This is a genomic window from Pontivivens marinum (assembly GCF_900231835.1).
Taxonomy (GTDB): Bacteria; Pseudomonadota; Alphaproteobacteria; order Rhodobacterales; family Rhodobacteraceae; genus Pontivivens; species Pontivivens marinum.
This window is the reverse complement of record NZ_OCTN01000001.1, coordinates 197,194-208,592: the sequence shown is the minus strand read 5'-3', so window position 1 is coordinate 208,592 and position 11,399 is coordinate 197,194. Positions and strand designations below refer to the sequence as shown.

Annotated in this window: 14 protein-coding genes; 9 read left to right on the top strand and 5 right to left on the bottom strand. The window is 60.5% G+C overall.

All coding sequences use genetic code 11. The features are described from left to right. Positions 1-17 precede the first annotated feature (17 nt). Together rpmF and CR254_RS01050 are read right to left on the bottom strand one after the other, a co-directional pair. Positions 18-224, bottom strand: coding sequence for a 50S ribosomal protein L32 (gene rpmF, locus CR254_RS01055; protein ID WP_097927953.1), 207 nt, complete (start codon positions 222-224; stop codon positions 18-20). Positions 225-371: 147 nt separating this feature from the next. Next, complete coding sequence (locus tag CR254_RS01050; RefSeq protein ID WP_180955847.1) at positions 372-926, bottom strand: YceD family protein; 555 nt, start codon at positions 924-926, stop codon at positions 372-374. Between the two features lie 97 nt (positions 927-1,023). On the opposite strand from CR254_RS01050, the gene CR254_RS01045 reads away from it, so the two are divergent. After that, positions 1,024-1,494, top strand: a complete 471-nt coding sequence (locus tag CR254_RS01045; protein ID WP_097928855.1) for an outer membrane protein assembly factor BamE — start codon at positions 1,024-1,026, stop codon at positions 1,492-1,494. 57 nt (positions 1,495-1,551) lie between these two features. Here the strand turns inward: CR254_RS01045 and msrB are convergent, their stop codons facing one another. Further along, complete coding sequence (gene msrB / locus CR254_RS01040; RefSeq protein WP_097927951.1) at positions 1,552-1,950, bottom strand: peptide-methionine (R)-S-oxide reductase MsrB; 399 nt, start codon at positions 1,948-1,950, stop codon at positions 1,552-1,554. A 78-nt stretch (positions 1,951-2,028) separates the two neighbouring features. Here msrB and CR254_RS01035 point away from each other — a divergent pair, with 78 nt between their 5' ends. Both CR254_RS01035 and CR254_RS01030 read left to right on the top strand, forming a co-directional pair. Beyond that, positions 2,029-2,760, top strand: coding sequence for a GNAT family N-acetyltransferase (locus CR254_RS01035; protein WP_097927950.1), 732 nt, complete (start codon positions 2,029-2,031; stop codon positions 2,758-2,760). Between the two features lie 68 nt (positions 2,761-2,828). Continuing rightward, positions 2,829-3,773, top strand: coding sequence for an alpha/beta hydrolase (locus CR254_RS01030; RefSeq protein ID WP_097927949.1), 945 nt, complete (start codon positions 2,829-2,831; stop codon positions 3,771-3,773). Here CR254_RS01030 and CR254_RS01025 read toward each other — a convergent pair. Both CR254_RS01025 and moaA read right to left on the bottom strand, forming a co-directional pair. Then, positions 3,730-4,602 (bottom strand): phosphotransferase, encoded by an 873-nt coding sequence (locus tag CR254_RS01025; protein ID WP_180955846.1) that lies wholly within the window; start codon positions 4,600-4,602, stop codon positions 3,730-3,732. The genes CR254_RS01030 and CR254_RS01025 overlap by 44 nt on opposite strands. Before the next feature lie 62 nt (positions 4,603-4,664). Continuing rightward, positions 4,665-5,672: a GTP 3',8-cyclase MoaA gene (gene moaA / locus CR254_RS01020; protein WP_097927947.1), complete on the bottom strand. Its 1,008-nt coding sequence runs from the start codon at positions 5,670-5,672 to the stop codon at positions 4,665-4,667. 93 nt (positions 5,673-5,765) lie between these two features. Between moaA and CR254_RS01015 the strand changes: the two genes are divergently transcribed. The 6 genes from CR254_RS01015 to CR254_RS00990 are packed head-to-tail and all read left to right on the top strand — an operon-like array spanning position 5,766 to position 11,380. Continuing rightward, positions 5,766-6,170: a hypothetical protein gene (locus tag CR254_RS01015; RefSeq protein ID WP_097927946.1), complete on the top strand. Its 405-nt coding sequence runs from the start codon at positions 5,766-5,768 to the stop codon at positions 6,168-6,170. A gap of 18 nt (positions 6,171-6,188) precedes the next feature. Then, a complete protein-coding gene (locus CR254_RS01010; protein WP_097927945.1) occupies positions 6,189-6,806 on the top strand; it encodes a glutathione S-transferase family protein in 618 nt (205 codons plus the stop codon). Beyond that, complete coding sequence (locus tag CR254_RS01005; RefSeq protein ID WP_180955845.1) at positions 6,803-7,336, top strand: GNAT family N-acetyltransferase; 534 nt, start codon at positions 6,803-6,805, stop codon at positions 7,334-7,336. The genes CR254_RS01010 and CR254_RS01005 overlap by 4 nt, the downstream gene beginning before the upstream one ends. Position 7,337: 1 nt before the next feature. Continuing rightward, positions 7,338-8,975 carry an AMP-binding protein gene (locus tag CR254_RS01000; RefSeq protein WP_097927943.1) on the top strand — a complete coding sequence of 546 codons (1,638 nt, stop codon included), beginning with the start codon at positions 7,338-7,340 and terminating at the stop codon, positions 8,973-8,975. A gap of 5 nt (positions 8,976-8,980) precedes the next feature. Then, complete coding sequence (locus CR254_RS00995) at positions 8,981-9,580, top strand: YdcF family protein (protein WP_145996686.1); 600 nt, start codon at positions 8,981-8,983, stop codon at positions 9,578-9,580. A gap of 9 nt (positions 9,581-9,589) precedes the next feature. Then, entirely contained in the window at positions 9,590-11,380 is a 1,791-nt protein-coding gene (locus CR254_RS00990) for a cation:proton antiporter (RefSeq protein WP_097927941.1), read from the top strand. Positions 11,381-11,399 lie beyond the last annotated feature (19 nt).

Below are 11,399 nucleotides of genomic sequence, written 5' to 3'. Positions count from 1 at the left end.
TTGACTACCAGCTAACGTTACGCTGCGTCTTCGTCCAGATCGATTTCGTCGGCCAGTGCGACGACTTCACGATCAGCGTAGTGCCCGCAGGAGGGGCAAACGTGGTGTGGGCGGCGCAGCTCGCCGCAGTTTCCGCACTCGTTCGGGTTCGCTGCAACCAGTGCATCGTGGGAACGGCGCATACCACGCTTGGAGCGTGTGATTTTGCTCTTAGGAACAGCCATGACTAACCTCGGTCGTTTCGCGGGTCTCGCGTGACCCTGATGTTTCGTGGCGCTCGGAAGGAATATCGCGCCGCGACTCCACCCGTAAAACGTCTCTTGAATGAGAGCGGCAAAATACGCATTGGCCGCATAGGTGCAAGGGGAAACTTACTGCTTATCCGCCAGTTTGTCGCGTAATGCTGCTAATGCGGCAAAAGGTTTCTCCGGTTCGGGGTCATCTGCGCCTGTTTCCGTGATCAAATCACCTGCGCCGACGCCTTTCGCCTTGGGGTAGGGGGGCAGGGCCAGGGCGGTTGCCTCCGTCGCGACCAGACCGATGTTCAGGGTGCGGGTCAGCGGTTCCACTGCGTCCTCCTCATCACTGTCCAGATCGATATCCTCTGGGTCGATATCGGGGGAGTAGAGGCGCTCAACCACCTCATCCAGCTTGGTTTTTACATCGCGCAGGGTCACGACACAGCTTTGCACGACGGTGGCGCGCAGGCGCCCCTTGAGCCGCAGGCCGTCCTCGCCCTCACGGGTGATGGTGCCTGAAAAGCTGAGCAGGTCGATGGAGATGATTCCGAACAGTTCGGCCAGATCGGCGCGTTCCTGTGCGGTTGCTGTCTCGTTAAAGTGGGTTTGCCCGTCGCGGATCAACCGGTGGGTGGCAAGCGGGCGGGGGAACTCGATTTTCGGTCCACTGTGAGGTGCGTTGCTCATGAAGGGTCGCTCCTTGTGATCTGTTCTGCTTGCCCTGCGAGGATGTGCGGGGTAGCAACGGTTGGCAATAGCCTGACGCCTATGGGAGGCCAACCTAATGATCCGCATATCCGGTTTTCGCGTGCATGGTCTTGGCCTGGGTGGTCTTGCACTGGTCGCTACTCTCACACTCGGGGCCTGTGCGCCACTGCTGCATAGCCACGGTTATGCTCCGCCCGATATCGAACTGGACCGCATCGTCGTGGGCCAGGACAGTAAGCGGACCGTTGGCGCCGCACTGGGTCGTCCGGGCGATACAGGCATTCTGACCGATGATGCATGGTATTACGTTGCCAGCAACACCGAGACCTATCTGTACCGCGCCAAGGAGGTTGTTGGCCGCCGCGTGGTTGCGATTCAATTCGATGAAAATGACGTCGTGCGCGATGTTTCGGTTTACGGGATTGAGGATGGCCACTCTGTGCGCATCGTTTCCCGCACAACGGAAACATTCGGCAACGAGTTGTCGATCATCACGCAGGTTGTGGGCAACATCTTTAATCCGGGTAACCTGATCGCCGAGGAATAAGAGTGTTCCTTCAGCGGGTTGGGGCCCGCTGAAGGAACGTTTCACGTGTTGCGTGGCCTATTCGTCGGTAGCTGTGAACGTCATTGCGACGCCGTTCATGCAATACCGTTGACCTGTTGGTTGCGGTCCATCGGGGAATACATGGCCCAGATGGCCGTCGCAATTTGAGCAGACAACCTCCGTCCGGCGCATGAAGAAGCTACGGTCGCTATGCTCGTCCACGGCGTCGGGGGTGATGGGGCGGATAAAGCTGGGCCAGCCGGTGCCGCTCTCGAATTTATCGGCCTGTGTGAACAGGGGCTGACCGCAGCCACGGCAGTTGAATACGCCCGGCTCCTTGGGGAAATTATCGTGGCTACCGGCGCGTTCGGTCCCCTTTTTGCGCAGAACTTTATATTCCAGATCGTTGAGATCAGCGCGCCATTCGGCGTCGGGTTTTGTGAACTTTTGATGCATAACCGACCTTTTCCTTGCATTGCGGGGCAGAGCCGCCAATTTCTGACATATAGGTCATGGATAGGCGGGAGACACCCCATGAAGGTCTTCAGGAAAGGTCGTTATCGCGTGAGGTTCGCGCAAAGTGACGCCGATATAGTCGCCGCGCAGCGCCTACGCTTCCGCACCTTTCGGGGTGAGCAGGCGGGTGTGGACGCTGATGATTTCGACAAAACCTGCATCCATGTCCTGATCGAGGAGGAGCGCAGCGATACCTTGGTCTGCTGTTACCGCCTGATGCCGTTCGAGACCGGCACGCAGATCGGAAACAGCTATTCCGCCCAATATTACGAGCTGGACGCGCTGGCCGCATTCCCCGGTCCGATGGTTGAGATGGGGCGATTCTGTATCGATCCCGACCATCGCGATCCCGATATCCTGCGCATCGCGTGGGGCGCTATGGTGCGCTATGTAGATGATCATAATGTGGAATTGTTGTTCGGTTGCTCCTCGTTCCATGGGGTTGAGGCCGAGGCCTATATGGATGCGTTTGACCTGTTGCGCGAACGCCATCTGGCGCCAAAGCGATGGTTGCCACGGGTTAAGGCGCCCAGCGTGTTCCGTTTTGGTCAGCGTTTGCACCGCCCCGATTTGAAGAAGGCGATGAAGGCGATGCCGCCCCTGTTGCGCACCTATCTGTTGATGGGGGGCTGGGTGTCGGATCATGCGGTTGTGGACAAGGATATGAACACGCTGCACGTCTTTACCGGACTGGAAATAAAGGGAATTCCACCGGTTCGGCAGAAACTTTTGCGGGCAAGCTCTCTGTAAATCACGCGTTGTTGCTGGACGGTGTAGGGGGGCAGCACTAGCCTTTGTTAAAAGCGAGGGAGAGTGGCATGAGTAGTATTGAGATAGACCCGAACTGGTTTTCGGATGACGCAATCACCGATGAGACGCGGACCTTTGTCGCGGGTTTCGAGGCGGAGATTGCAGGCTTGCCCCCCACCTATAAGGTGCCGCCCGAAACGACGCGCCGTGCGCGGGATGAGGGACGCGGTGTGTTTCCCGTTATGGGGCCTGATGATGGCTCGCACTGGCATGAATTCGAGGGGGGACGCCTGCGTATTTCCCCCGGTCAGGCGGGGCGCGGGGTGTATCTGCATGTGCATGGCGGCGGTTGGACGCTGGGCCGACCAGCGCATTACGACCGGTTGAACCAGACATTGGCGGCCAAAACGGGGCTGACTGTTGCCTCGGTCGAGTATCGTTTGGCGCCGGAAAACCCATGGCCCGCTTGCCTGGAGGATTGTCGCACGGCGGCGATGCATGTGATCAAGGAGAGGCCCTTTGGCGAGGGACCGCTGTTCATTGGTGGCGAATCGGCTGGTGGGCATTTGTCGTCGCTGCTGGCGCTGGAGCTGCGCGGAATGATCGCGGGGCTTTGCCTGAATTACGGCATTTACGATCTGGATCTGACGCCCTCAGCCGCGCAATGGGGGGAACGGCAGTTGGTTCTATCGACCCCAACGATCGAGTGGTTCGTAGAGAATTTGGCGATGAGAGCGGAGGCGCGGCGGGCAGCCTCGCCGCTTTACGCGGAGCTGTCCGATTTGCCGCCTGCGCTGTTTCAGGTGGGCACGCTGGACCCGCTAAAGGATGACAGCCTGATGATGGCCGCGCGGTGGGCCGGTGCGGGGAATGAGGCGGAGCTGGCCGTTTATCCCGGTGGCATCCATGTGATGGACGCCTTTGATATTGAGATCGCAACGCAGTTTCACGCACGACAGGCGGCGTTCCTCAACCGGTTGATTGAGGGGGCAGCGTTGCCTCAACCGAGCTAAGCAGCGCGAGCAGCCCGCGTCCGTGTCGCCCCTTGCGGTTCAGTAGGGCGCGGCGGATCGCGGGACGCGAGGCACGCTTGATTTCGGCCAGCAATATATTGGTCAGCACATAGAGTTCCGTCAGCGGTTCAGTGCTGATCGGGCTGCCATAGGCGGCATCAAACGGTTCCGTCACGCTGCGCGGCAGGCCGATACGGTTCACAGGGCCAGCATCGCGCACAGACAGCGCATAGATCGCGGCGCGGGTCAGAAACTGCGCTGCATCCACATTGGGTGGGCGGTACCGCGTGTTGCGAAAGTCGATGGCGCAGATCCGATCGCCAGCGATGACCAGATTATCCGGTTTGTAATCGTTGTGAAATTTAACGTGGCGGACTGGCACTCCGGTCAGTTCTTTCGCCAGACGTGAAACCTCCGCTGACATGGTGGGGGAGGCGCCGATCAATGCGGCCCTAACCCGACCGGAAGTATCGTGCCGTGCGTCAGGACGATCCACCAAGTTATGCAGTTGCGACAGCCATTGCGCCGCTGCGGTGATACCCTGTTCGGCATGGGCCGTATCGCGCCGGATCATATCCGCGGCTGTTTGCCCCCTAACCAGTTCGGTTATGACCAGTCCCGCATCCTCGATATAGGCGATCAGGGCGGGGACTGATCCGGCGGGCAGGCGCTCGGTCAGCAGGGTGTGCGCGGCGGCGACCCCCTCGGGCCGTTGATCCAGCGATTCCGGGCCGATGAAGCTGGCCACAATCGGGCCGCGCCCGCTATCAACAGCCAGCACGGTTTTCGCGGGTTTGGCACGCAGCAGGCGCGGGTTGGCGAAGGGCATTCCCTCCGGCCAGCTTTCCGCAAGTTTTATAAGGTGCTTTCGCCGCGCCCGCCTACGTCGGATCATCCGCCCGTATGGCTCATATGGCGCAGCATCTCACCCGCGACGCGCTGACGGGAATAGTCGAAGTCGTGCCCCTTAGGCTTACGCGCGATGGCGTTGCGGATCGCGTCATGCAGGCCGGAATCATCGGGTGAGGCGCGCAGCACCTTACGCAGGTCGGCGTCGTCATCCTGTCCCAAGCACATGTAAAGCTGCCCCGTGCAGGTCAGGCGCACGCGGTTACAGCTTTCACAGAAATTATGGCTGAGTGGGGTGATGAAGCCGATGCGGCCGCCGGTTTCCTCGGCCCTCATATAGCGTGCAGGGCCGCCCGTGTTCAGCGGAATATCGGTCAGGGTCAGGTCCTGCGACAGGGTTTTGCGCACATCGTCGAGGGACCAGTAATTGTCCAACCGCTCAATATCATCGCCCATTGGCATGACCTCGATAAAGGTCAGGTCCATGCCGCGTGCGTGACACCAGCGGACCATCTCGACCGCCTCATCATCGTTCACGCCCTTTAGCGCGACGGCGTTGATTTTGACCTTTAGCCCCGCCTCAAGCGCGGCATCGATGCCGTCCATGACCTGTGCGAAGCGGCCCCAGCGGGTGACGGCGGCGAATTTCTTCTCGTCCAGCGTATCGATCGAGACGTTGACCCGTTTTACCCCTGCATCGGCCAGTGGCTGTGCAAAGCGGCGCAATTGCGAGCCGTTTGTGGTCAGCGTCAATTCCTCCAGCGCGCCGGAGGTCAGATGACGCGACATGCTGTCAAAGAAGGACATGATCCCGCGACGGACCAGTGGCTCGCCCCCTGTCACGCGCAGTTTCTTAACGCCTAGATCGACAAAGCCGGTGCACAGACGGTCCAGTTCCTCAAGGCTGAGCAGCTCTACCTTGGGCAAGAAGGTCATGTTTTCCGACATGCAATATGTGCAGCGGAAATCGCAGCGATCCGTCACACTAACCCGCAGGTAGGTGATTGCGCGCGCAAACGGATCGATCAGGGGGGCGTCATTCGTGTTCATAAAGTCAGACTATGCACCTGATACGCACGTTGCAAGACGGTGCCCCTTGCCACCGGCGCGATGGGGCTATTGTGTAGGGATCGGAGGAACTGGATGCGCATTGACTGGATAGTAGTCCCGCTGGCATTTGTTTGCGTTGGCTGTGTGCCGGTTGAACCGGTCGCGGTTTCACCTTCGATTCAGCAGCCGATCACAGCTTTGCCCGAAACGGAGCCATCCCCCGTCACCGCACGTCTGATCGGTTCCACCGTCGCCGAGGTGGATTCAGCGGCAACCGGCATGTGGTTGGCCATGGACGGTATTGATCGGGCCGTGCCCGGATGGATCACCGATCAGGAAACCGGCGTCAGTGCGCAGGTCGATTTGCGCCCGCTACAGGGGGATGGCATCGACCAGATATCGTTCGACGCGCTGTCAGGTTTGGGAATCCGCGAGGCGCGTCTGGTGATTGTTGATGTTTATTATGACGTGTCGGCACTGCGTGTTGGCAGCGACTAACTTTAGGAAAATCGAAAAATGATACTTTACGGACGCGACATGTCGCCCTTTGCCCGCCGCGTAGCGATCTGGTGTTCCCTACAGGGGCGTGAGCTGGAGCGGCGTCAGTTGCAGGTGGCAGGGCCGGAATGGGATCTGGTCAAGGCGGTGAACCCGCTGGGTCGCGTGCCCGCACTGGTGCTCGAGGATGGCGAGGTTCTGGTCGAAACATGGGCCATCATCGACCATCTGGAGGAAAGCGCGCCTGAGGGGAAGCGCCTGATCCCCGCCGGTGGTGCCGCCCGCCGCGCCATGTTGCAGGACATCGCCTATGCCACCTCCACCGGTGAGAAGGTCGTGGCGCTGGTCTATGACAAGGTGCGGCGCCCCGTCGAATTCCACTATCCTGCATGGATCGAACGTTTGGAGAGCCAGATCATCACCGGCCTGCGTGCCATGGATGGGCGCGTTCCGGTTGAGGGATGGATGTCGGGCACCGATCAGCCGGGCGGCGGTGATATTGCCACGGTGGTTTCTGCGGAAATGGCGCGCCTCGTCTTTCCGGGGATCGATGCGGGGCCATTGCCACATCTGGACCGCTTGATCGCTCAGGCAGAGGAAATCCCCTGTTTCATCGAGACGCGGCCCAAGGTTTGATCCCGACCCTGACTACCGACCGGCTGATCCTGCGCGCGCATGGTGATGCAGATATCGCTGCCAGCCGCGCCTTGTGGTCCGAGCCTGAGGTCGTCCATCGTATTGGACGGCCTGCGCCGGGCCTGCGCGATGCGCGTGAGCGGGTGATGCGGTATCTGGGCCATTGGCACTTAGAGGGCTTTGGCTATTGGGCGGCTTGTGACCGGTCCGATGGCAGCTATCTGGGCGAGGTTGGTCTGAGCCGGTTTCTGCGTGAAATGACACCCCCACTGGGCAATGCGCCTGAGGCAGGATGGGTCATGAGCACCGCCACCCACGGGCGCGGTTTGGGTGGTGAGGCGGTTGCCGCCATGCTGCAATGGGCAGACAGGCATATCGACAGCGATCATTCGGTGTGCATTCTCGATCCCGAGCATCTAGCGTCACGCAATCTGGCATTGCGTGCGGGCTATAGCGACCTGCGGGATGCCACCTATAACAATGAAAAGATCCGTGTGATGCGTCGTATGCGTCCCGCGGGGGGAGTGTGAGATGACCCTATTCGCGCCTGAACGATTGGTGCCCGCCGGTGAGAGCTGGAGCGCGATGCGCCGCGATTTCCGCTGGCCGCAACCTGCGCGCTATAACATCGCGGAGCAGGCATGTGAGCGGTGGGCGCGGGCGCAACCGGAGCGGCTGGCCATGACCTATCTGCGGCCGGATGGGCAATTGCGCGACTATACCTATATTCAGCTAAGCCGCGCGTCATCGCGTCTGGCCAATGCCTTTGCTGCGCGGGGGGTAAAGCGTGGCGACCGCGTGGCGGTTCTGCTGCCCCAAACGCCCGAAACCGTGCTGACCCATCTGGCAGCCTATAAGCTGGGCGCGATTGCGGTGCCGTTGTTCACCCTGTTTGGGGAGGATGGGCTGCAATACCGCCTTGCCAATTCAGGGGCCAAGGTGGTCGTGACCGATGGCCAGAACTTGCCCAAGGTGCTGGCGATTCAGGATCAACTACCCGATCTGGAATTTATCTACTCAATTGATGAACGCAATGCCGGCAGCTTTGGTTTCTGGCAGGAGCTGGGCAAAGCGGCTGATGCGTGTGAGGTGGCGGCTACCACGCTGAACGATCCGGCGTTTATCTCGTACACATCGGGCACGACCGGCCCGCCAAAGGGGGCATTGCACGGGCATCGCGTTTTGATGGGCCATTTACCGGGGGTTGAGACGCATCATGACGGCCTGCCCCAAGCAGGCGACAGGTTGTGGACCCCCGCCGATTGGGCGTGGATGGGCGGTTTGACCAATGTGATGCTGCCCGCATTGGCGCTGGGCGTGCCACTGGTTGCGCATCGCATGGCCAAGTTCGACCCCGATCATGCGTTCTGGGTGATGGAGCAATTGGCGATCCGCAACGTGTTCCTGCCACCAACCGCGCTAAAGCTTATGCGTCAGACCAAGGGCGCGCCTGCCAATCTGCGCTCGGTCGGATCCGGGGGGGAGGCGCTGGGCGCTGATCTGCTGGATTGGGGGCGTGAGCGTTTGGGCACCACGATCAACGAATTTTACGGCCAGACCGAATGCAATCTGGTGCTGGGCAATATGGCCAGCGTGGACGCGCCGCGCCCCGGTTCCACGGGGCGTGCGGTGCCGGGGCATGAGGTGGCGATTCTGGACAGCGCCGGCAATGTGCTGCCCGCCGGTGAGGAGGGTGAGATCGCGGTGCGCCGTCCCGATCCGGTCATGTTCCTAGAATACTGGAAAAACCCTGCAAAAACCGCCGAGAAATTTATCGGTGACTGGATGTTGACCGGTGATGTGGCGCGGATGGATGAGGAGGGCTTCGTCTATTTTGCCTCGCGCACCGATGACGTGATTACCTCTAGCGGCTATCGCATTGGGCCGAGCGAGATCGAGGATTGCCTGACCGGTGATCCCGACGTGACAATGGCCGGTGTGATCGGCGTGCCTGACCCTGTGCGAACCGAGGCCGTGCGGGCCTATGTCGTGCTACGTGACGGAGCATTGGCTGAGGGTAAGGCGGCGGAGTTGATCAAGCGTGTGCGCAGCCGGATTTCCCCCCATGTTGCCCCGCGTGACGTGATGTTTGTTGCCGACCTGCCCATGACCGCCACGGGTAAGATTATGCGGCGTGAACTGCGTGAGAAGGCGCATCGGGACGGGTGATCACCGTGCTGACTCTAATGGTGGGTTATCTGTTGCTATGCGGCGGTTTGGCTCTGTTCGGCGCGATGTGGCCATCTGCTGGTGTTGTACCGCGTGCGCAGGTCGTGATCGTACTGGGCGGCGGGGCAGGGCCGGATGGCCTGTTGCCTGTAGGACTGGCCCGCGTTGCGTCGGGCGTTGCCGCGCTGGGTGAGGGGCAGCGGCTGCACATGACCGGCGGTCTGGCTGGTAGCGGGTCCGAGGCAGCGCTGATGACAGCCGAGGCGATCCGCCTAGGTGTTGCCCCTGATCGCATCACGCAGGAGGGAACCAGCCGTACAACTCTGCAAAATGCTCTGTTCTCGCAACAGGTTGTGGGTAATGATTGCGTGGTGATCGTCAGCGACAACTTCCATCTGGCCCGTGCGACAATACTGTTTCGTGCCCTTGGTTACCGTGTTGTAGGCTGTCGTGGCACCACATATCGTCGGCCCTTGGGCCGTTCTATGTGGTTTTATGCGCGTGAGGGGCTATCTGCCTCGCTTAATCTATTCCGACTGATCGCATGGGGGCTGGCCGCTATGCTGCGTATCCCGCGCGATTGGCGTATTCGTAACTTGACGTAAGGATTGTCTATGGACACCGTGACCACCTTCGCCGTGATTGGCGCGCTCGGCATTGGCTCGCAATGGCTGGCTTGGCGGTTCCAACTGCCGGCGATTGTGTTGATGCTGGTCGCTGGCGTCGTGGCTGGCCCCGTAACAGGGTTGCTGAACCCTGAAGATAGCTTTGGCGAATTGCTCAAGCCGATTATCGCGGTTGCTGTGGCTGTAATCCTGTTCGAGGGTGGATTAACGCTGAATTTCAAGGGGCTGCGTGATGCGGGGCCATCTGTCCTACGGCTGGTGATCATCGGTGCGCCGCTGGGTTGGGTGCTGTCCGCGCTGGCCATTCGATATGGAGCAGGGTTGAGTTGGGAGAGCGCCATCGTCTTTGGCGGGATCATGATTGTCACCGGCCCCACCGTTATTACTCCGTTGTTGCGACAGGCCCGAATGCAGGCACGGCCCGCGCAAATCCTGAAATGGGAGGCCATCGTCAACGATCCCATCGGCGCGTTGGCAGCCGTGTTGGCCTATGAGGTCGTAGCCGCACTGTATACGGCGCATAGCGTGGGGGATGCGTTCTGGCATCTGGCGCAGGGTATCGTCGTGGCGGGTGTTCTGGGCTATCTGGGCGGCTGGTTCATCGCACGCACGTTTAATCGGGGTAAGGTGCCGGAATATATGAAGGTTCCGGTGCTGTTCGGATCGGTTCTGGCGATCTATGCCGCGTCGGACAATATGCTGCACGAAAGCGGCCTGTTGGCTGTAACCGTGATGGGCGTTGTTCTGGCCAACGCGCATTTACCTTCGCTGGAGGAAATCCGGCGGTTCAAGGAGCACGCGACGGTTATCCTCGTTTCCGGTGTTTTCATCCTGCTGGCGGCATCGCTGACAGTTGAGCAATTGGGCAGCATCAACCTACGCATGGTGCTGTTCGTTGCGATTGTTGTTTTGGTGGTGCGGCCGGTGACGGTGCTGACCTCGCTGATCGGGACCAAGTTGCCATGGCGGGAACGGGCGATGATCGCATGGATCGGGCCGCGCGGCGTCGTCTTGGTCGCGGTATCCGGCCTGTTCGGAACGCAATTGACCGCGCTGGGGATCGAAGACGGGCAGAACCTGACGCCGCTGGCCTTTGCGCTGGTCGCGGGAACGGTGGTGTTGCACGGGTTTTCCATGGCGCCGCTGGCGCGCCGGTTGGGTCTGACATCGAATGCCGTGCCGGGACTGATGATCGTTGGCGGGTCCCGCTGGGCGGTGAATTTGGCAACCGCGCTGAACAAGGCGGACATCCCCACCATGATCGTGGACCGCAACTGGTTCCGCCTACGCTCCGCCCGCGATGCTGGGCTGAAGGTCTATCACGGTGAGATCCTGTCCGAGACGGCGGAGCATACGCTGGACCTGACGCCCTATGGCATGGTTTTGGCCGCGACGGATAACAATGATTACAATGCGCTGGTTGGCACCGATCTGGGGCCGGAATTTGGCCGTGGGCAGGTGTTTCAGGTGGGCCGCAGTGATGAGGCCGAGGGCCGTCGTGCCTTACCTGCTACGCTGGGCGGTCGTGCCTTTGGCGATGGTATTCCCTATGAGGAATTCATGCGGCGCGAGGCAGATGGCTGGGCGTTTCGGATCACAAAGCTGACCGAGGAATTCGGCTTGGACGATTATCTGGCCGTGAACGAGGGCGCGCATATTCTGGGCCGGATCAAGGAAAGCGGCCTGCTGCTATATGATGGGAAGCTGCCGGAGACGATCCCGGCGGGCACGCGCATTCTGACATTCATGCGCAAGCAGGAGGCGCGCAACGCTGAGTGAGCGTGCGCGCCTGATATGC